This window comes from Streptantibioticus silvisoli (assembly GCF_027947535.2).
GTDB classification, from domain to species: domain Bacteria; phylum Actinomycetota; class Actinomycetes; order Streptomycetales; family Streptomycetaceae; genus Streptantibioticus_C; species Streptantibioticus_C silvisoli.
This window is the reverse complement of record NZ_JAAGKO020000033.1, coordinates 67742-88596: the sequence shown is the minus strand read 5'-3', so window position 1 is coordinate 88596 and position 20855 is coordinate 67742. Positions and strand designations below refer to the sequence as shown.

Sequence of the window (20855 nt, the reverse complement as noted above, 5' to 3'; positions counted from 1 at the left end):
GGGCGGGGGTCAGCCGGAGGTGACGCCGCGCACGGCCGCGTAGACGTCCAGCACCGCCAGGCACAGCGGGACCAGGCTGAGCAGCACGAGGCCCTCGGTGATGTCGAGCAGCCGGCCCCAGAACGGGGAGACGCCGCGCCGCGGTACCAGCAGGCCGATGGCGGCCAGCAGCGCGGCGCCGGCCGCCACGCCCGCCGCCAGCCACAGCACCCGCAGGTCGGCGGAGGACTGCTGGCCGGCGGCCAGGTCGCGGACCATCGCGGCCGGCGGGTTCAGGGCCATGCCGGCCACCAGCAGCGCGACGGCCAGGATGCCGCCGGTGAGCATGGCGGCGACCTGGGCGGTGTAGCGGAAGAGCCGGGCGCGGCTGAGCATCGCCAGTCCGACGGCGAGGGCGAGCACCCGGGCCCAGGTGGACGAGGAGAAGCCGAGGACGCCGGCGCTGACCGTGACGACCGCGCAGCAGCCGCCGGCCAGGCCGAGCAGCAGTTCGTGGCCGCGGCGGGCGCGGGCGGCGATCCGGGCGTCGTCGATGGCTCCGGCCGCCGCGCTCCGGCCGTCCGGCGCGGTGTCGTAGCCGATGGGCAGCCGGGCGAAGCGGGCGGACAGCGCGGGCAGGAACGCCACCGCGCCGACCGCGGCGACCGCGCAGACCGCGGCGACCTCGGTGGCGCCGGCGCGGGTGAGGACGGCGGCGAAGGCGGCGAGCAGCCCGACGGCGGCGGTGAAGGCGGCGCCGACGAACGGCGCGTCGCCGGTCGGGGTCAGGGCGATGAGCAGCGCGGAGGCGACGAGCACGACGGCGCAGCCGATGAGGAACTGCAGGCGGCCGGGTCCGTGGCCGGGGTCGGCGGCGGCCAGGCCGCTGCCGGCGACCAGCAGCGAGGGCAGCGCGCCGAGGCCGAGGGCGACGGCGGAACCGCGGTCGCGGTAGACCCGGGCCCGCACGGCGGCCAGCGCGGTGAGCACGGCACCGGCCGCGCCGGCCACGACGCCGGGCAGGCCGTGGGCGTCGTGGCGGACCGGGTCGGCGAACCACAGCACGAGGCCGAGCAGCGCCAGCAGCAGGACGGCCGCGGTCAGCCCGGCGGCGCGCAGCAGTTGGTCGTTCCACAGCCGGTGGTCGCGGCCGACGGCGGAGGCGACGGCGTCGACCACGTCGTCGTGCACGGCGGCGGGCAGCGAGGCGGAGAACGGGCGCAGGCTGAGGATGTCGCCGTCCAGCACGTGCTGGGCGGCCAGCGATCCGGAGCCGTCGAGCACGGTGCCGTCGGTGCGCACCAGGTGCCAGCCGGCCGGGGCCGCGGGGTCCTGGTGCTGGCCGGACAGCCGGAGGATCTCCGGGTAGATGTCGGCGAGTGCGATGTCGTCCGGCAGGGCGACGTCGATTCGGCTGTCGGGTGCGACGACGGTGATCCGGCAGAAGCCGGTCGCTGCGGTCGTGCTCACCTCGCGGTTCCCCCTCGGTTGCGGGCGGCTGTGGCTGGCGGCCGGCGCCGTGGTGCGGCGGTGCGGCGGGCGGGCGCGGGGTGCGTCCGGCCGGGTCGCGCGGCGGTGGCCGGACCGGGCCGCCGCGGTGCGGCGGCGGGCTTCGGCGGCGCCGTGCGGGCCGCCGCGGTCCGGGTGTCCGGCACGCGTCGGGACGTCACCCTACCGGGGCTGCGAGTTGTCATGACCCGTAGGATGTGCGGTCACGCGGAGGGCGAGCGTCGCCACGGGGGCGTCGGCGGGATGCGACCGGCTGTCCTTTCCGTCCGCAGGATTTGAGGACTGATTCTTCGGTGAGCCTGGTCGTCGTCAAACGCCCGCCGCGGGCGGTGCCGCCAGAAGTCCCTTCCGAGCCGATACGGATCGAGACGCCTCCGGAACTGCCGCGCGGTCAGGAGCAGAGCGCCCTGATGGCGTTGCTGCCGACGCTGGGCATGGCGTCGTCGTCGATCTTCTTCTTCGGTGCCGGGTCGTCGTCGCTGATGAAGATCATGGGCGTGCTCATGCTCGGCTCCACGATCGCGATGGCGCTGTCGCAGCTGGTCAAGTCGCGGCAGGGGGCCGACGGGGCGCTGTCGCAGGCGCGGCGGGACTACTTCGCGTACCTGGCGCAGACCCGCAAACGGGTGCGGCGCACGGCGGCGGCGCAGCGGGCGGCGCAGTTGCGGCTGCATCCGGCGCCGGACCAGCTGTGGTCGGTGGTGGCCGGGCGTGAGGGGCTGTGGGAGCGGCGGGCCGGTGACGACGACTTCGCGCAGGTGCGGTTCGGGGTGGGTCCGCAGCAGTTGGCGTCGGCGCTGGTGGCGCCGACGACGGCTCCGCTGGACGAGCTGGAGCCGTTGACGGCGGAGGCGATGCGGCGGTTCCTCGGTGCGCACGGCGCGGTCGACGGGTTGCCGATGGCGGTGAGTCTGCGGGCGTTCCACCGGGTGACGGTCACCGGTGAGCCGGAGCCGGCGCTGGGGGCGATGCGGGCGGTGGTGGGGCAGTTGGCGACGCTGCACGCGCCGGAGGACGTGGTGATCGCGGTGTGCGCGGGCGGTGCTGCGGCGCGGCGGTGGGACTGGGTGAAGTGGCTGCCGCACACGCAGTTGGCGGGCCCGGTGGACGGTGCGGGGACGCGCCGGATGTTCTCCGACGACCTGACCGAGCTGGAGGGGATGCTGGCGGAGCACCTGGCCGGGCGGCCGCGCTTCCACCGCGAGGCGCATCCGCTGCTGGACCAGCCGCACGTGGTGGTGGTGCTGGACGGCGGGGTGATCCCGGCGCAGTCGGTGCTGGCGGCGCCGGAGGGGCTGCTGGGGGTGACGGTCTTCGAGGTGCTGCCGGGCGGTTCGGCGGAGCAGCGCGCGGGTCTGGTGGTGTCGGTGGAGTCCGGCACGCTGACGCTGGCGTCGCCGAGCGGGCGCCAGTACCAGGGGGTGCCGGACGCGCTGGCCCCGGCGGCGGCCGAGGCGCTGGCCCGGCAGCTGGCGCCGTTGCGGCTGGGCGGCGGCGGGGAGGACGAACCGCTGCTGACGAACCTGGACTTCACCGATCTGCTGCGGCTGGGCGACGCGGACTCGGTGGACGTGGCGCAGACCTGGCGGCCGCGGTCGGCGCACGACCGGCTGCGGGTGCCGATCGGGGTGGGCGAGAACGGCGAGCCGGTGATGCTCGACCTGAAGGAGGCGGCGCTGGAGGGCATGGGCCCGCACGGCCTGTGCGTGGGCGCGACGGGTTCCGGCAAGTCGGAGTTGCTGCGCACGCTGGTGCTGGGGCTGGCGGTGACGCACTCCTCGGAGACGCTGAACTTCGTGCTGGCCGACTTCAAGGGCGGCGCGACGTTCGCCGGGATGTCGACGCTGCCGCACGTGGCGGCGGTCATCACCAACCTGGCGGACGACCTGACGCTGGTCGACCGCATGCGCGACTCGATCACCGGTGAGTTGCAGCGGCGCCAGGAGCTGCTGCGGGCGGCCGGCAACTACGCCAACATCCACGACTACGAGCGGGCGCGGGCCGCGGGCATCGCGCTGGAGCCGTTGCCGTCGCTGATCCTGGTCATCGACGAGTTCAGCGAACTGCTGACGGCGAAGCCGGAGTTCATCGACATGTTCATCCAGATCGGCCGGATCGGCCGGTCGCTGGGTGTGCATCTGCTGCTGGCCTCGCAGCGCCTGGAGGAGGGCCGGCTGCGGGGGCTGGAGACGTACCTGTCGTACCGGATCGGTCTGCGGACGTTCTCGGCGGCGGAGTCGCGGGCGGCGATCGGGGTGCCGGACGCGTACCACCTGCCGCCGGTGCCGGGCTCGGGTTATCTGAAGTTCGGTACGGACGACATGCTGCGGTTCAAGGCGGCGTACGTCTCGGGCGCGTACCGCACGGCGGTGGCGGCCAGTGGTGGTCCGCTGCCGCTGGACCGGCAGCCGGTGCTGTTCACCGCCGCGCCGGTGGCGGTGACGTACGCCGATCCGCTGCCGGCGGCGCAGCAGCGGCCGGAGTCGGCGCCGGACGCGCTGGCCGACACGGTGCTGGACGTGATCGTGGGCCGGCTGGACGGGCAGGGGCCAGCCGCGCACCGGGTGTGGCTGCCGCCGCTGGACCGGGCGCCGAGCCTGGACCAGTTGCTGCACGGCCTGTCGGTGGTGCCGGGCCGGGGTCTGACGGCCGCGGCCTATCCGGCGGCGGGCCGGCTGACGGTGCCGGTGGGTCTGCTGGACAAGCCGTTCGAGCAGCGGCGTGATCCGCTCTACCGGGACTTCTCCGGTGCGGCCGGCCACGGCCTGATCGTGGGTGGTCCGCAGTCGGGGCGTTCGACGCTGGTGCGCACGCTGGTCGGCGCGTTCGCGCTGACGCACACCCCGGCCGAGGTGCAGTTCTACGGGCTGGACTTCGGCGGCGGCGGCATGATCGCGCTCAACGGCCTGCCGCACGTGGGGTCGGTGGCCTCCCGGCTGGACCGCGACACGGTGCGCCGGACGGTGGCCGAGGTCGCGGGCATCCTCAACCGGCGCGAGGCGCTGTTCCGGCGGGAGGCGATCGACTCGGTCGGCACGTTCCGCAAGCGGCGCGCGGCCGGTGAGCTGCCGGGCGAGCAGTGGGGCGACGTCTTCCTGGTGATCGACGGCTGGCAGTCGTTCAAGTCGGACTACGACGCGCTGGAGCCGCTGGTCACCGACATCGCGGCCCGCGGTCTGGGCTTCGGCGTGCACGTGGTCATCACGGCGGCGCGCTACATGGAGGTGCGGCCGGCCCTGAAGGACCTGCTGCTCAACCGGCTGGAGCTGCGGCTGGGCGACCCGAGCGACTCCGAGGTGGACCGCAGGACGGCGATCAACGTGCCGCGCAACGCGCCGGGCCGCGGCCTGACGCAGGAGCGGCTGCACTTCCTGGGCGCGCTGCCGCGGATCGACGGTTCGCCCGACACCGAGGACCTGGCCGAGGGCACCGAGGAGTTCGTGCGGAAGGTGGCCGCGGCGTGGACCGGCCCCTCGGCGCCGCGGGTGCGGCTGCTGCCGACACAGCTGTCGGCGGCCAAGCTGCCGAAGGGCTTCGAGTTCCCCGAACGCGGTGTGGCGATCGGCATCGACGAGAGCGACCTGGAACCGGTCCACGTCGACTTCGACACCGATCCGCTGTTCGTGGTCTTCGGTGACAGCGAGTCCGGCAAGACGGCGCTGCTGCGGCTGATCATCAAGCAGATCACCGAGCTGTACACGCCCGAGCAGGCGCTGGTGGTCGTCGGCGACTACCGGCGCGGGCTGCTCGGCGCGGTCCCGGACGCGCACCTGCTGAAGTACGCGGCGTCCCCGGGCCCGCTGGAGAGCGACATGGAGCAGATCAACACGATCATGCAGCGCCGCGTCCCCGGTCCGGACGTCACCGCCGCGCAACTGCGGGCCCGCGACTGGTGGTCCGGCCCGCTGGCGTTCATCGTGATCGACGACTACGACCTGGTCGCCACCTCGTCGTCCAACCCGATGACCCGGGTCCTGGAGAACCTGCCTTACGTCCGGGACATCGGCGTGCGGTTCATCATCGCCCGCTCCAGCGCCGGCGCGAGCCGCTCCAGCTACGAGCCGTTCATGCAGCGCCTGAAGGAACTCGGCGCGCAGGGCGTGGTGCTGTCCGGCGACCCCGGCGAGGGCGAACTCCTCGGCAACACCCGCCCCCGCCCCATGCCGCCGGGCCGCGGCGTCTACGTTTCGCGCCGCAAGGGCTCCCGCCTGATCCAGACGGGGTGGCTGCCGCCGCAGACGTGAGAGGGGTCTTCATGGCGGGGGGGGTGCGCGCGCCGCGGGGGTGTGCGTCGCGGGTGGGGTGTGCGCCGCGGGCGTGTGCGCCGCGGGCGTGTGCGCCGCGGGTGGGGGCTGGGCCGGGGCGGCGGGGGCCGGTTCGCGAGGTGACGGTGTGGCCGTGGACGGTGAGGGCGGGCTGGGGCGGTGACGCATCGGCACCCGGTTCGAGTCCGCGGCGGTCGGACGTCGGACGGATGCCACCGTGGCCCGCGGATCGGGGTCAGGGCGGCATCCGTTGCGAAGCGCTACGTCGTGCGCCGCACCGCCGTACGTCCGGCGATGCGGGACGGTCAGCGGTCGGACGGGGGGCCGTAGGGCGGGGGCGTTCCGCCGGGTGGGGGGACCGATCCGCCGGACGGCGGTCCGTACCCGGTCGGAGGCGTGCCGTACGGGAACTGACCGTAGGCGGTCGGGCCGTTGGCGGTCGGCGGTGGCGTGGGCGGTGCGGCGTGTCGGCGGCGGACGGTGAGCAGTCCGACGGCGGCGGCGATCACCACGACCGCGGCGGCGCCGACCGCGATCCACAGCGGGCCGCTGCCGGACGAGGAGTTGTCCGACGTCCCGGCGGCGGACCCGGCGCCCGAGGACGCGGAGTGCGAGGGTGCGGCCGACGCCGGGGCCGACGGCTTCGCGGAAGGCTTCGCGAACAGGTCGGGGTAGAGCGGGCTGACGTTCGCGGGGCCGGGGTCGACGTGGGCGCCGAGCAGGGCCAGGCGGGGCCGCACACCTCCGTAGCCCAGGTAGTCGCTGGGGACCTTCCCGGTCGTCGGCCTGCTGGCGGTGTCGATCATCACCCGCAGCACCTGGTTGCCGGTCCAGTGCGGGTGGGCGGACCAGATGAGGGCGGCCGAGGCGGAGGCGAGCGCGGTGGCACCACTGGTGCCGTCGACGAGGCAATAGCCTTCGCTGTGTCCGAGGGACTTGATGCAGTGGCCGGGCAGCGCGACACCGGGAGCGGCGAGAGCCACCTGCGGGCCGTAACTGGCCAGGCTGGCGACGTCCCCCTTCTGGTCAAGGGCGGTAACCCCGACTGCGCCTTCGGTCGCGGCCGGATACGACACGGGAGCGCCTTTCTTCCCGTCATTTCCCACTCCGGCGAAGACAAGATCGCCGTGCTCGTCCGCGTATTTCACGGCGGACGCTATCGGTGCCAATTCGCTGGGGAGCGCCAATGGCGAAATGGCCTCCGAAACGTTGATCACCTTGGCGCCGTGATCGACCGCGTAGCGAATGGCCTCGGCCATCTGGCCTTCCGTGGGATTGACGACCGGAAGAATCCTCGCTCCCGGGGCCAGACCCTGCACGCCGCTTCCGCCGAGCCCGTCCCCGGCGATCAGCATGGCCATGGTCGTCCCGTGACCGTCCGGATCCGTCCGGCCGTCGCCGGAGCGGCCGAAGACCTTGCCCGGCAGTACCTTCCCGCGCAGCTCTGGCTGCTGGGCGTTCACCCCGGTGTCCACGACCGCCACGGTGATGCCGGCTCCGGTCGCGACCTTCAGCATCGCCGACGCCTGCATCGGGTCGAGATACCACTGCCGCGCCCTGATGTCCTCCGCGTGCGCCGCCGGCGCCGCGGCAAAACCGGTGCCGAGCGCGGCGGCCAGCGCCGCGCCCGCGGCCGCCGTGCGTCGGGGGAACGTGAACCGTATGCGCCGCATCACACATCCATCTTCGTCGGCCGGCAGGGAAGTTCGTCCGCCATCACTGGTCGATCACCGGCGGCACCGTGCCACCATCCGTCAACCAGGTCTCCTCGTCCTCGACGACGTAGTCGGGACGCGAGCCCGCACGCCTGCGGCGGGCCGCACCGGCACCCGTCGCCCCGCCGAAGCCGCCACCCGGCACGCCGGGGCACGCCGGCCCGGCTTCGCCTTCGACGGCAGCGCGCCGGCCGGCACCGGACGTGCCGGAGCCGAACTCCCCCGCGCCGGCCGGACCGCCCTCGCCGGGTGCGCCGCCCGGGCCCGGACCACGCGGTACCGCGGGCTCTTCCCCACCGACGACCAGACCGCCGCGGGGCGTGCCGGACGGGAACCGTCCGCCCGTGGTCCCGCCGACGATGCCCTCCTCGCCGGGGTAAGCGCCACTCCCCCGGGAGCCGGACTCACCCGGCAGGCCGCTTCCCGTACCGCGTCCGGACAGCCCGGGTTCCGGGCCCTCACCGTCGGGCGTACCGGCCCGGCTGCCCCTTCCGGCCGTCGTCCCGACACCTTCGGACGGCGACAGGCCGGCCCCGGGGACCAGGCCGGCCGTTCCCGGCCCGCCGGACGGGGTGTCGCCGGACGGGCGCACAGAACCCGGGGGCGGGTGCGGAGGATCACCCTGCGGACCGGACGGCACGGAGTCGAGACTGGTCCGGCCGCCGGACGTGTTCGGCGTGCGTACGGGGTCGGGACCGTCGTCGTGAACAGTCGAACGCGGTGTTTCGCCCGCCGCTTCGTACGGACTCGCCGCGGGCGCGTTAGGCGATTCGGGTCCCGCCCCCTCGCCTTCACCCAATCGGACCTGTCCTGCACCGACATGACCCTCCGGGACCATATCCGCCGGCATCGGCCTGAACACCGGGGGCGGCGCCGCGAAATCCGTCTTCGCCGTCGTGTAGGACGACGAGACCGACGTCATCAGGTTGATGGCCTCCTGCCGGTCGAACTCCGTGGAGCCGGGGAGGCCGGGGGTGAGCGACGGCTGGAGGATGGGCGGCGGGACGACCGGTACGGGCGGCGGCTTCGGGATGCCGCTGACCGCGGTGGTGAGCGCGTCGCCGGCGCTGTACAGGCTCTGGGAGACGTTGCCGGTGTAGGCCGCGAAGTCCGTGGTGGTGTTGACGAGTTGCTGGCCCCAGGAGCGGAAGGCGTCACCGCTCTCGCCGTCCCACTCGACGCTGTTGACGTGCGCCTGGAGCTGCTGGCTCAGCGTGTCCATGTGCGAGGCGGCCTTGCTCAGCGCGTCCGCCCGGTCGTAGAAGTCCTTCGGGTTCGCGCCGGCGATCATGGCGTGCAGTTCGGGCAGCGACTTGTCTTCGAATTCACTCATGCCGTGATCCCTTTACAGCCCGTCGCCACCGAGGTGCTTGCCGCCCTGTGCCTGGTGCTGGGGGTGCTGCTTGTCCTGGTATCGCGCGTACTGCTTCTCCGTCTGCGACTGGATCGCCCGCAGGCGCTCCGTCTGCTTCGCGTCGACGTTCTCGAACCCCCGGTGCGCGCACTCCACCGCTATTCCGAGCGCTTCGAGCTGGTCCCCGAGCGACTTGGAGAGCGTCTGGAGGTTGTCGTGGACCTTGACGTAGGACGCGGCGAGTTCGGTCGCGGCGGTGAAACCCTGGCCGTAGGCGGGTGCGGCCATCGTCAGGAGGCTGACCCGGGTGTGGGAGGCCGCGGAGTCGTCGAGTTCGCTGAGGGCGGTGTCGATCGCCTTTTTGAACTTGGTGAGCGTGTCCTTGGTGATCTTCAGCGATTTCGGGGACGGAACGCCCCCGACGGGCTCCGGTTCCGGCAGCATCGTTCGTTTCCCCCCAGGGGTCCGTTGACCGTCGACGCACACACGGCGGCGCCGCCCGGTGGGGTCCGGGCGGCGCCGACCGCCGTGACGTGAAAAGGCGTCGTGCGAAGTGACGTCCGACCTGACATCGCACCGGACGTCGAACGACGTGACAGGACGACGTAAATGGCTGACGTGACGGCTGACGCGACAGCTGACGTGAAGAGCGACTCCTACTGACCGAAGTTGCTGGCGTACTTCTTGTCGGTCGACTGGTAGTCGTCGGCGGCGGTGCCCATGAGCGTGGCGATCTTGGTGAGGACGTTCTGCAGGTCGTCGGCGTTCCGGTTCCAGTCGCTCTGGAGCGCCTGGTAGGCGGTCTGCGCCTCACCGGTCCAGGTGGCGGCCTGGTGGGCGACCTGGTGCTTCAGTTCGTCAAGGCCGTTGCGGATCGTCTTGGCGACGTCGAGCACGTCCGAGGCGTGGCTGTGAATCCCCGCGTGATTCGCGTGGATTCCGTCAGTGCCGGTCATCGGTGACCCCCGAATGGTGGAAGGGAAGGTGGAGAGGCATGGGGCGGTGCCGGGTCGTCGGTTCTCCGGCGGCGTCGCCCCGGGAAAGGAGCGCCGCGGTCAGGAAAGCCGGTCGAGGATGCTGTTGTCGGCGGTGGTGCCGTTCAGCCCCTTGAACTTCGACATCTGCTCCTCGTCGGCGGCGGAGAAGCCGCCCTTGGCCAGGTGCACGGCCTCGTGAATGGCCGACAGGACCTCCTTGAGGCGGCGGGCGTCCTCGTTCACCTGCATCTGGAGCGCCTGGTAGGCGCTGGCACCCTGACCGCTCCAGCTGGCCTTGACGCTGTCGACTATCCCGTTGAGCCGCTTGATCTGCCCGTCGAGCATCGACACCTTTTCGTTGATGTCGTTCTCGAGCTGTGAGAGAGATTCCCACTGAACATTCACGGTGCTACCGCTGGACATGCTTCCCCCTGCCTATCAGTTCGGGTTGTGGCCTTCGCACTTCACCCGGCGGCGCGGCTGTCGCAACGCCACCGAACACTGTAACCGCTGGCACTGACAGGGCCAACGGAGCTTTTATCCGCGACAATTGCCGCGGGAAACTTTCAGCGGCACGGCTGTGAAACGGCACGCTCCCCGTCGTCACCGCGCCCGCCGACGGGCCAGCACGACCCCGCCGGCGACGGCCACCACGACCACCACGACGCCCGCCCCGATCCACGGCAGGTCGCTGCCGCCGCCGGAGGCCGACGCCTGCGCCCCGGCGGTGCTCGCGGACGGCTTCGGGGCCGGCGAGGCCGAGGTGGCCGGGGTGGGCGACGCGGTCGCGGCGGAGGCCGGCGCGAGCGGGCTCACGTCGGCGGGACCGGGGTCGCCGGGCTGCTCCAGGGCGATCCGCGGCCGGACCAGGCCGTAGCCGACGTCGTCGTTGCGCTTCGCCCCGTCCTGCGGCCCGAGGGCGGTGTTGATCAGGACGCGCAGCACCTGGTCACCGGTCCACGACGGGTGCTTGGCCCACACCAGGGCGGCGGCGCCGGAGACGACGGCGGTGGAGTCACTGGTGCCGTGGGCGACGCAGTAATCGGAACCACCGGGGCAGGTGTAGTGCATGTCCGTCCCGGGAGCCGACAACGCCACCTGGGGTCCGGTCTCCGACTCGCTGGTGGCGTTGCCCTGCTTGTCGAGGGCCCCGACACCGACCACTCCCGGGATTCCTGCCGGATACTCCACCGGATTACCTGCCTGCTTGGAGTTGCCGGCACCGGCGAAGATCAGCTTTCCCTTGGACAGGGCGTAGGCGACGGCGCTCCTCAGGCCCGGTGTCGCGTGGCTGACGGCGACCGACATGTTGATGACGCGCGCGGAAGAGTCCGCCGCATACCGAAGGGCACTGGCGAGTTGCGGAATGTACACCGCCTCGTTGGCACCCTCGTCCGCCGCGTTGAGGTTCGACGCGACCCGCAGGGGGAGGATCTTCGCCTGCGGAGCCACCCCTACGGCACCGTCACCGCCGAAGCCGCGCCCGGTACCGGCGATGAGACTGGCCATCCCGGTACCGTGCGTTTCGTCGTCGGAGGTCACCGACACCTTGACGTTCGGCGAGAAGTCGTGGCCAGGCAGGACCTGGCCCTGAAGATCGGGCAGTGCGGCGTCGACTCCTCCGTCGATCACCGCGACGGTGATCCCCTTGCCCTCGCTGATCTTCCAGGCGTCAGGCAACCGCATGGCGTTGATGTGCCATTCGTCCTGCCGGGGCGAGTCGGCGGCGTACGCCGGGACCGCCGCGATCGAACCGGTCAGGGTTGCCACTCCGGCAAGCGCCACGACCGCGAGGGCCCTGCGCGACGCTTCCGGACGGCGACGCCACCACGACATGCACTGCTCCTCAGTTACTCGAGCACCGACGGGACGATGTCGATATCGCCGGATGCCCACGTTTCCTCTTCCTCGACCAGGTAGTCCGGCCGGCTGCCGCCCCGCCGCGCGCGGTCGTCGCGCCGGCTGCCGGACAGCGGCAGGCCGCCCATCCGGGACCCGCCCTGGCCCGCGCCCCCGGCGCCCGGCTCACCGAAGCCCGAACCACCGCTGCGTTCGTAGGACGCCTCCTGCGACGGCCGCCCGAACGGCGAACCGGCGCCGGCCCGGATGCCCTCGGACATCCCCGGCGTCGTACCGGCCGGATCGTCGCCGACGACGGTCCCCGCGGAGAACCGCAGCGGGCTGCCGCCGACGCCGCCGACGGGCGGCTCGACCAGCGTTCCGCCCTCGATGCCCTCACCCATGGCGGTGCGCAGCGCCGAGCGCCCACCGATGCCACCGCCGGACGAACCTCCGAAGAGACCGCCTTCGTCGTCACCGGGGCCGAGCGCGCCGGACCCGCGGCCACCGGAGCGCGAAGGACCCCCGGAGTACAGGGGCTTTGTACCGGGCTCGCCCGGGATGACGGTGGCCGGCGGCGGGACCGGCACCGTGCCGCCAGGGCCGTGCGGGGTGCCGAGCGTGGCGGGCGGCTCGGCGACGTGGGTGCCGCCGCCCGGCCGGCCGTCGCCGATGCCGTCGACGTGGATCGTGCCGGTACCGGTGCCGGGATCCTTTCCGCCGCCCGTCACATCGCGCTTCGCGGTCGCCGGCCCGGCGCCCGGGGCGGCGCCACTCGGTGCGCCGACCGAGCTGCCGCCGAAGTACTCCGAGTGGCTGGCGTCGTCGACGCCGCGCGGATCCGGCGGCAGGATCGCCTCCGGCAGCGGCGGGAACTCGGGTTCCTGCTGCCCTCCCATGGTCTCGGTCGCCGCGCTGTACGCGCTGCCGAGCTTGATCATGTTGTCCGCGGCCTTGGTCTGGGCGGCGGACATCTCGGCCACGGCGGCGTTGTACTCGCCGGCGGTCGGGGTCGGGGCCCCGGGGGCGGCGTGGGTGCCCTCGGCGGCGTCGCCGAAGGGGCCGTAGACGCCCTTGTGCTGCCGGTAGGTGGCGGCGGTGGTGACCGCGCCCTCCGGAATGGCGGGCATGCTGGTGCTGACCTCGTGCAGGACGCTGCCGGCGTTGGACATCTGCGTACCGGCCGTCGTGGCGTAGTCGGCCAGGGTGTAGGTGGCGCTGGCCACCTTGTGTCCCCAGGTGCGGAACGCGTCGCCGGCGGTGCTCTGCCAGTCCAGGTTGGACATGTGGGTGTTCAGGTCGGCGGCGATCTCCTGGATCGCCGCGCCGGCGGTCGTCAGGTTGGTCGCCACCGTGGTGACCTGCCGCTGGTTGACGCCCACCAGCATGGCGAGCATCTCGCGGTGCGACAGGCTCTCGAAGTCGGTGGAGGGGCCGCACACACTCGGGGCGCCCCCGCCCGTCTCGTCAGCGCGCATGGGGTCTCGGTCCTCCTTCGCCGCTCGGCGATTGTGCGATGTTCCTATGAGGGCTCATCCGGAGATACCGCCGACGCCGTCCTGCGGCTGCGGTGTGGTGGACGGCGCCGCGCAGACCACGCCGGTCTGCGGGGCGGGCGCGCCCGTCGGGTCGTTGGTCTGGTCGTACGTCCGGGTGCGGCGGTAGATCGCCCAGACCTTCTCCTGCTGGGCCACGTCGACGTTGTGGTACCCGTTCTGGGCGCCGTCGACGGTGATCTGCATGGCCTGGATCTGGTCGGCGAGGAGACCGGAGAAGGTCTCCAGCTGGTCGTGCACCTGGTTGTACGTGGCGCTCAGCGCTTCGGCCTCGACGAATCCCTTGCCGAGGTGGCCCTGCGCGACCCGGTCCTTGCCCACGGTCTGCGGCGCGGCGGCCGAGCCGTCGAGCGTGGAGATCACGCCGTCGATGCGGCTCTTGAACGTCTTGAGCGTTTCCAGCTGAACGTGCAGGACAGCGCCCTCGGCCCCGATGGGTTCCAGCATCCCCGTTATCTCCCCGAATTCCTCATCAACGGACGCGCCATGGCGTGACGCCCGCTCAGTCCTTGGCACCGGAGCGCCGGCCGTTCCCGGGACGCGCCGACCGCGAGGCCCTGCGACGCGGCGGTGTACGGCCGCCCGGCCCCTCGTCGTCCACCCGCAACGCCGCCAGCGATGACACACCCTCCCCCGCGTCGGAGAACGCGCGGGGTGGCGTGGTGACCGCTCCCGCGCGCAGCGCACTCCTCATGGTGCCGTTCCCACTTTAGCCGGTGGTCATGACAAGCCCAATGAGCATGCCGACGCGGCCGTCGCGCACCGCGTGACGCGCTGCCCCGGCCGGGTGACCGGGATCGCGGGGATGGCCGGTGCGGGCGCCTCGTATGGGCCTGTCCGCTTGACGGGCCGTCAGCTCCCGGAGGTAATCGGAAGTGCGTCAGGGCGGCCCGCGGCGTGCGAGAGGCGCCGGGTTCGCAATCCTCCGGAAGGGAACGGCTCGTGAGGCGACAGCAGGCTTGGCCGGTTCCCGGGAACGCCGCACGGACGGACCGCGGGCCGCTGCGCCGGTGGCGCGGAGCGTGCGCGCTGCTCGTGCTGGCGGCCACCGGCCTGACCCTCACCCCGGCCACCGCCACACCGCCCGCCACGACCCCCCGAAGCACCGTCAGCCACCTCCCCGCCGACGCCTCGTCCACCGTCAGCCACTCCCCCGGCGCCCCGGCCGACGCATCCCCCGGCAACCCCGGCGCCCCGGCCGGCACCCCGGCCCCCGCCTCCCCCCGTCCCCTCGCCTCCGTCATCCCCGCGCCGCTGTCCGTGCGGCCGGGCGGGGCGCCCTACGTGCTGTCGCGGGACGCGGTGATCGGCGTGCCGCTCGACGTGCCGGGGGCGGCCGGCGTCGGGACGTATCTGGCGGGCCTCCTGCGGCCGTCGACCGGGTTCGCGCTGCCGGTGGTGCCCGGCGGGGACGGGAGCGGCATCACGTTGCGGCTGGAGGGCGGCGGCGGGGACGGCGGCGCGGCGCAGGGCGGCCCCGGTGCCGGGAACGGCCTGGGTGGCGAGGGGTACCGGCTGACGGTGCGGCCGGCCGGTGTGGTGATCAGCGCGGCGGCGCCGGCCGGGTTGTTCCACGGTGTGCAGACGCTGCGGCAGTTGCTGCCGGCGGCGGTGGAGGCGCACAGCCCGCAGGCGGGGCCGTGGACGGTGGCGGGCGGGACGATCACCGACCGGCCCCGGTACGCGTACCGGGGGGCGATGCTGGACGTCGCACGGCACTTCTTCGGCGTCGGGCGGGTCGAGCGGTACATCGACGAACTGGCGCTGTACAAGGTCGACTACCTGCACCTGCACCTGACCGACGACCAGGGCTGGCGGATCGCGATCCGGTCGTGGCCGCGGCTGGCGGCGTACGGCGGGACGACCGAGGTGGGCGGCGGCACCGGCGGGTACTACACGCGGGCGCAGTACGAGCAGATCGTGCGGTACGCGCGCAGCCGGTTCATGACGGTGGTTCCGGAGATCGACATGCCGGCGCACACCAACGCGGCGCTGGCGTCGTACGCCTCGCTGGACTGCGACGGCGTCGCGCCCGCGCTGTACACCGGCGTCAACGTGGGGTTCAGCTCCCTGTGCGTCGGTGACGACGTGACGTATACGTTCGCCCGTGACGTACTGCGGGAAATCGCCGCGTTGACGCCGGGGCCGTATCTGCACATCGGCGGCGACGAGGCGCATTCGACATCGGCGGCGGACTACCGCGCTTTCATGGACAAGGTGCAGCCTCTGGTGACGGACACCGGCAAGACCGTGATGGCGTGGAACCAGATCACCGGCGCGGACCCGGTGAAGGGGGCGATCGCGCAGTACTGGGGCACGAGCGGCACCGAGCCCGCGGTGATCGCCGCGGCACGGGCCGGGACGCGGTTCGTGCTGTCACCGGCGAACCACACGTACCTGGACATGAAGTACGACGCCCGCACCCGGCTCGGCCTGGCCTGGGCGGGGTACGTCGAGGTGAAGGACGCCTACGACTGGGACCCCGCGACGTACCTGCGCGGCGCGCCGGCCGGCGCGGTCATGGGCGTCGAGGCGCCGCTGTGGTCCGAGACGCTGACGAAGGACGCGGACATCGACCTGATGGCCTTCCCACGGCTGCCGGCCGTGGCGGAACTGGGCTGGTCCGCGGCGGCGTCGCACGACTGGGACGCGTTCGCCGCACGACTGGCGGCGCAGGGGCCGCGCTGGCAGGCCATGGGCATCGACTGGTACCGCTCCCCGCAGGTGCCGTGGGACACCGCGTGACCGCACCACGCCCGTTGCCGCCGGCGCCGGGGGCGTGATCGCAGGCGGCGGCCCCGGCCGGGCCGTCGCGCCGGCCGCAGGACGCGGATCGCCGTCCGACGTGTGAACGGCCCACGGGACAGCGCAAACGGCCGCACCGGTTCACCGACTCCCGGCGCCGGTGCGGCCGTTGAGGGGCCGGCCGGTGCGGGCGCGGTCCTTGCCGGCGTGGCCGTTGCGGGTGCGGTCCTTGCCGGTGTGGCCCTGGCCGGTGCGACCCTTGCCGGTGCAACCCATGCCGATGCGGCCCTGGCCGGTGCGACCGATGCCGGTGCGGCCGTTGCGCACACGGCCCTTGCCGATGCGGTCCTTGCCGGTGCGGGCCCTGCCGGCAAGGCCGTTGCCGGCGCGGCCGTTGCCGTTTCGTCGCCGGGCGCCGATCCGGCGGCGACACGGGGGCCGTAGGGTACCGGCCATGTCCTGGCCCCAGAACCCCGACGACCCGCAGCGGCCGCAGGCCCCCGGTCCCCAGCCTTCGAGTCCTCAGCAGCCGCAGCCGCCGCAGGGATTCGGACCGCCGCCGGCCTGGCCGCCCGCCGGGCAGCAGCCCCAGCAACCCCAGCAACCCCAGCAGCCGCCCGGCTACGGCTACCCGCAGCAGCCGCAGGCCCCGGCGGGCTACGGCTTCCCGCAGCAGTCGCCGTACGGCCAGCAGCCGCCCGGGGCGCCGCCGTACGGGACGCCCGGCTACACGCAGCCGGGTCCGCCGCCCCCGCCGCCGCGCAAGCGGCGCACCGGGCTGATCGTGACCTGCGCGGTGGTGGCGATCGCCGTCGTCGCGGGTGGCGTGACGCTGGCCGTGACCCACGGCAAGCACAGTCCGCACAAGACCGTGGCCCGGCCCAGCACCCCCGCGACCACCTCGGTGCCGCAGCCGACGCCGAGCGACGAGGGCCCGGGGCTGTCCAACTCCACCGTCAAGCCGCTGATCGCCGGCTGGCAGACGCAGGCCGAGGCGTCGCACGGGTTCGCCTACGACGTGCCGCCCGCCGCGCAGAAGTGGAAGGTCAACAAGGCAGACCTGGAGCTGGCCTACACCGACAAGAAGAACAACCCGGTCGTCGTGATGAGCGGCAGCAGCGAGTACCACCTGGGGGGCTGCCAGACGGCCGGCAGCCACACCGGCCCGGTGCAGGCGGGTACCGGCCAGCTGGCCACCGTCGGCGAGCAGGGCAGCTCCAAGGGCAGCCTCCAGGACAACGCCCGCAACGTGGCGGGCAACTGGGTGTGGGCGGCCTACGGCGGCGCCGACGGCCACAAGCCCCAGCACATCGTGGTCAGCAAGGCCACGGCCTGGAACCACAACGGCGTCAAGGGCTACACCGCGACGGCGACCGCCACCGGCATCTACCGGCCCAGCGCCTGCGTGCCGTCGAAGGCCGTGGCGCACGGCATATCGATGCGGCTCAAGGACGGGTCGATCGGCCTGTGGGTCATCTACGCCGACCAGGGCGTGCCGGACGCGCTGACCAACGCCGAGATGGAGAAGATCATGAGCACCGTCCGCCCGTACACCGGAAGCTGACGCCCCGGCGGCGCACGGCAGGGCGCCCGGTGGACGGCTGGCGTGAGACGCCCCGGCGGCAGCGCGGACGTGAGCCGACGGCATACGTGCGGTCCAGCACCGGCGCAGGCCGACGTATTGTGTCCCGGCGCCGGACCGCCGTAGGCCGACCTATTACGCGCGGTCCCAGCACCGGCGAAAGCTGACGTATTACGTCCGGGCGCCGGGACCGACGTGAGCCGACGTCATACGTACGGTCCCGACCCCGACGTAGGCCCACGTATTACGTCCCGGCGCCGGGACCGGCGCAGGCCGCCGTAGTACGTGCGGCTTTCCGGCGGGTCGGGCCGCCCGAAGCACGCGCGGGTTCACGTGGGCCGACGTCATACGTCAGGCGTTCGGGCCCACGTACACGTCAGGTTTTCCGCTCCGGACGTACGCCGCGGCTGCCGCCGCGGCGGTACGCGCAGTTTTCCGCCCGGTGTACGTGCGGATGTCCTGCGCCCGCCCGACGTCCGCCCCTCGTAACGACGGCCCCGGCGCGTCATCGCGCCGGGGCCGTCGTCATGGGCGGGGTCCGGTCCTACCGGCGGCGTCCCGGTCCGCGCCGGCGGGCGTCGCGGACGGTGACGGCCGCTCCGGCGATCAGTGCGATGGCCAGGGCGGCGAGGGCCAGGGTGTAGACCGCGTCGTGGACGGCGCGTTGCCGTGGGCCGTCGTCGACGGTGAAGGCCGCCGTGCGTACCCGCTCGGTGCCGGTGGGGGCCGGGTCGGGGACCGCGCTGTCGACCGGGTGGGTGTCGTCGGTCAGCGCGCGGACCGGGTCGACCACGCCCCAGCCGAGGGCGTCGGTGCGGCCGCGGCCCGGCCGGTCGGCGGTCTCCTCGATCTGCGCGACGACCTGGCGCACGGTCCAGCCCGGGTGCTTGCCGCGGATCAGCGCGGCGACACCGGACACGTAGGGGGCGGAGAAGCTGGTGCCGCTGTCGACGCACTGGCCCTTGCCGGGCACGGTGGAGGTCATGTCGACGCCGGGGGCGGCGACGCCGACGAAGGGGCCGGCCTGGGAGAAGTCGGCGGGCTGGTCGTCGCGGTCGGTGGCGCCGACCGCCAGGACGCCCGGATAGGAGGCCGGGAAGGTCGTGTGCGCCACGCCGCCCGACCCGTCGTTGCCGGAGGAGGCGACGACCACGACGCCGTGCGCGATGGCGTTCTCCACCGCGTTGTAGAGGCTCACGCCCGGATCGGTGGCGTCCTGGGAGATGTTGATGACCTTGGCGTGCTCGGTGACCGCCTCGTTGATGCCGGCCACGAGCGGAGCGACAACGCCCGATCCGTCGGTGGTCTGCCGGATCGGGATGATGGTGGCTCCCGGCGCGATGCCGACGAAGCCGGTGCCCGCCAGGGGACGGGCGGCGATGATGCCCGCCACCTCGGTGCCGTGGCCGTCGGTGTCGTCGGTGCCGTCGCCGTGGCCGTGACCGGTGAAGTCGTGGCCCAGGGCGGCGTCGACCGCCTCCCGCAGCTGGGGGTTGTGGTCGTCGACCCCGGTGTCGACGACGGCGACGCGGACGCCCTTGCCGGTGCCGGCCCGCCACAACTGGTTGAGCAGGACCCGCTGGAGGGACCACGGAGTACCGCTGATGACCTTGGCGTCGAGGTCGCACTCGCCGTCGCCCGCGAGCTTCGTACCGGTGTCGGCGAGAACCGGCGGGCAGCAGGCCAGGACGGCGAGGGCGGCCGGTACGACGGCCAGCCGGCGCAGTGTCGCGCGCATCACGACCCCTGCTGCTGGGCGGCGGCCTTCGGGTCCAGCTGGGGACCGGTGGGCAGGAAGGCGGACCAGACCTGGGGCACCGGCACCGGGGTGACCGAGCCGTAGCCCAGGAGCACCTGCGCGCCGGCGACATCGGTGTCCCCGGAGGTGCCCGGCACGTTGTAGCGCAGGCCCGTGTCGGTGACCAGGTACAGCGCGCCGCTGCTGGTGGTGGTGCCGGTGACCTGGCGGTAGAGCAGACCGGAGCCGGGCGTCACGTACGCGGTGGCGCCGCCGTTGACGACGGTGGCCGGGTAGCGGGTGCCGGTCCACACGCTGAGGCCGGCGCGGCTGCCCTTCATGGTGCCGCGGTAGACGCTGCACACGGTGGAGTCCTTGACGCCGTTGGCCTGGTGCGGCATCCGGGACGGCCAGTCGGGGCCTCCGCCGGTGAAGGCGGCCGGGTCGGGGTTGAACTTCTGGCTGTCCACGGGCTGCGCCTGCGGGGTGCCCCTGCCGTACAGCGCCGGTGCGTCGGGCGACAGCAGCAGCAACTGGGCGACCAGCGCGGATATCCGCTCGACCTTGTTCCGCAGGACGACGTACTTCTGCACGGTGGTGCCGCTGGGCGCCTCGATGACCATGCCGATGCGGTTGTCCCGGCTGCCGAGGGCGCTCAGGCCGGCGGGGTCGCCGAAGCCGGGGATGTCGGGGAAGGCCAGCGGCGTGCCCTGGTTGAGGGTCCGGAGCCAGTCGGCGGTGACCTGCTGCGGCTGGGCGCCGTCGCCGAAGATGGCGCGCTCCAGCAGGCCCTTCTCGTCGGCGGTGCCGGTGGCGCCGGGCGTCGTGCCGCCCTCCAGGGGGAACGCGGTGCCTCGCGGGTCGACCAGGTAGCGGGTGCGGGCGGGCGCCGGGCCCTGGACGTAGAGGGCCTGGTCGCCGCTCAGCCGCCCGGTGCCGTCCACCCGCCACGCGTCGCGCGCGGCCAGCACGAAGGCGGCCTTGTCCGGGTCCGCGGCGCGGCCGGGCTGCTCGCAGACGGACCAGAGTTTGGCGGTGCCCGCGTCGCCGGCGTCCGGCATGCGGTCGGGGGCGTAGGGGATGCCCAGGGTCGGTCCGTGCGGGATCGTGCCGTTGTCCAGGACCGACTCGTCGACCTTCAGCACGCCGAACTTGGTCGGATCCAGTAGAAGTTTCGCGGAGGCCAGGTTCAGGACCGGGTGGAGTTCCGGGTGCTTGGTCGTGCCGGTCACCACGTAACGGGTGGTGGACTCGCTGCCCACCAGGACCTTGGCGTACGGCACGTTCCAGCCGGGCGGCGAGCTGGGCTTGATCAGCCCCCAGCCGCCGAATCCGGCCAGCAGCAGCGCGGCCACCGCGACGCTGGGCACGATGGCGCGCAACGGGCGCGGCGCGCCCTCCTCGGAACCGGACGCGGACGGCTGAAGGAACGCCGCGACCATCCGTTTCCTGGCGAAGGTGTACGCGTTGAGCTGGTCCCGCCGTGAGGCCATGGCTGGATTCGTCTCCCCCGGATTCGCCTGCTGGGTGCCCGCGCACCCCGGCCGTCATTGTCCGACCGGCCCTCTACTATGCCGGTAACGGGAAGCGGCCCGC

The 20855-nt window shown here is 73.3% G+C and carries 15 protein-coding genes; 3 read left to right on the top strand and 12 right to left on the bottom strand.

What is annotated here, in order from left to right; all coding sequences use genetic code 11:
* Nucleotides 1-9: 9 nt before the first annotated feature.
* Nucleotides 10-1449, bottom strand: coding sequence for a type VII secretion integral membrane protein EccD (gene eccD, locus POF43_RS21875; protein WP_271313957.1), 1440 nt, complete (start codon nucleotides 1447-1449; stop codon nucleotides 10-12).
* Between the two features lie 332 nt (nucleotides 1450-1781).
* Here eccD and eccCa point away from each other — a divergent pair, with 332 nt between their 5' ends.
* Nucleotides 1782-5732: a type VII secretion protein EccCa gene (eccCa, locus tag POF43_RS21870; protein ID WP_271322940.1), complete on the top strand. Its 3951-nt coding sequence runs from the start codon at nucleotides 1782-1784 to the stop codon at nucleotides 5730-5732.
* Between the two features lie 326 nt (nucleotides 5733-6058).
* Here eccCa and POF43_RS21865 read toward each other — a convergent pair whose 3' ends face one another.
* The 8 genes from POF43_RS21865 to POF43_RS21830 all read right to left on the bottom strand — a co-directional run bounded on the left by POF43_RS21865 (nucleotide 6059) and on the right by POF43_RS21830 (nucleotide 13641).
* On the bottom strand, nucleotides 6059-7426 hold the full coding sequence (locus POF43_RS21865) for a S8 family serine peptidase (protein WP_282704704.1): 1368 nt from the start codon (nucleotides 7424-7426) through the stop codon (nucleotides 6059-6061).
* Nucleotides 7427-7469: 43 nt separating this feature from the next.
* The gene (locus POF43_RS21860; RefSeq protein WP_271324344.1) at nucleotides 7470-8801 is read right to left on the bottom strand and encodes a WXG100 family type VII secretion target; all 1332 of its coding nucleotides are present in this window, start codon (nucleotides 8799-8801) and stop codon (nucleotides 7470-7472) included.
* A gap of 12 nt (nucleotides 8802-8813) precedes the next feature.
* On the bottom strand, nucleotides 8814-9266 hold the full coding sequence (locus tag POF43_RS21855; protein ID WP_271324345.1) for a DUF2563 family protein: 453 nt from the start codon (nucleotides 9264-9266) through the stop codon (nucleotides 8814-8816).
* A 212-nt stretch (nucleotides 9267-9478) separates the two neighbouring features.
* Nucleotides 9479-9778: a WXG100 family type VII secretion target gene (locus tag POF43_RS21850; protein ID WP_271315947.1), complete on the bottom strand. Its 300-nt coding sequence runs from the start codon at nucleotides 9776-9778 to the stop codon at nucleotides 9479-9481.
* Nucleotides 9779-9877: 99 nt separating this feature from the next.
* Entirely contained in the window at nucleotides 9878-10222 is a 345-nt protein-coding gene (locus POF43_RS21845) for a WXG100 family type VII secretion target (RefSeq protein WP_271315948.1), read from the bottom strand.
* A 180-nt stretch (nucleotides 10223-10402) separates the two neighbouring features.
* Nucleotides 10403-11569, bottom strand: a complete 1167-nt coding sequence (gene mycP / locus POF43_RS21840; protein ID WP_271324346.1) for a type VII secretion-associated serine protease mycosin — start codon at nucleotides 11567-11569, stop codon at nucleotides 10403-10405.
* Between the two features lie 80 nt (nucleotides 11570-11649).
* Nucleotides 11650-13116, bottom strand: a complete 1467-nt coding sequence (locus POF43_RS21835; RefSeq protein ID WP_271324347.1) for a WXG100 family type VII secretion target — start codon at nucleotides 13114-13116, stop codon at nucleotides 11650-11652.
* A gap of 54 nt (nucleotides 13117-13170) precedes the next feature.
* On the bottom strand, nucleotides 13171-13641 hold the full coding sequence (locus POF43_RS21830) for a DUF2563 family protein (RefSeq protein WP_271324348.1): 471 nt from the start codon (nucleotides 13639-13641) through the stop codon (nucleotides 13171-13173).
* Nucleotides 13642-14229: 588 nt separating this feature from the next.
* Here POF43_RS21830 and POF43_RS21825 point away from each other — a divergent pair.
* Complete coding sequence (locus POF43_RS21825; protein WP_372516103.1) at nucleotides 14230-15939, top strand: beta-N-acetylhexosaminidase; 1710 nt, start codon at nucleotides 14230-14232, stop codon at nucleotides 15937-15939.
* 141 nt (nucleotides 15940-16080) lie between these two features.
* Here POF43_RS21825 and POF43_RS21820 read toward each other — a convergent pair whose 3' ends face one another.
* Entirely contained in the window at nucleotides 16081-16395 is a 315-nt protein-coding gene (locus POF43_RS21820) for a hypothetical protein (protein ID WP_271323488.1), read from the bottom strand.
* Here POF43_RS21820 and POF43_RS21815 point away from each other — a divergent pair.
* Complete coding sequence (locus POF43_RS21815; RefSeq protein ID WP_271315623.1) at nucleotides 16394-17503, top strand: DUF8017 domain-containing protein; 1110 nt, start codon at nucleotides 16394-16396, stop codon at nucleotides 17501-17503. The two genes, POF43_RS21820 and POF43_RS21815, sit on opposite strands and share 2 nt — an antisense overlap.
* A 562-nt stretch (nucleotides 17504-18065) precedes the next feature.
* Here POF43_RS21815 and mycP (POF43_RS21810) read toward each other — a convergent pair.
* Together mycP (POF43_RS21810) and eccB are read right to left on the bottom strand one after the other, a co-directional pair.
* The gene (gene mycP / locus POF43_RS21810; RefSeq protein ID WP_271323489.1) at nucleotides 18066-19259 is read right to left on the bottom strand and encodes a type VII secretion-associated serine protease mycosin; all 1194 of its coding nucleotides are present in this window, start codon (nucleotides 19257-19259) and stop codon (nucleotides 18066-18068) included.
* Complete coding sequence (eccB, locus tag POF43_RS21805) at nucleotides 19259-20752, bottom strand: type VII secretion protein EccB (RefSeq protein ID WP_271323490.1); 1494 nt, start codon at nucleotides 20750-20752, stop codon at nucleotides 19259-19261. Before eccB ends, mycP (POF43_RS21810) begins: the two co-directional genes overlap by 1 nt.
* Nucleotides 20753-20855: the final 103 nt, after the last annotated feature.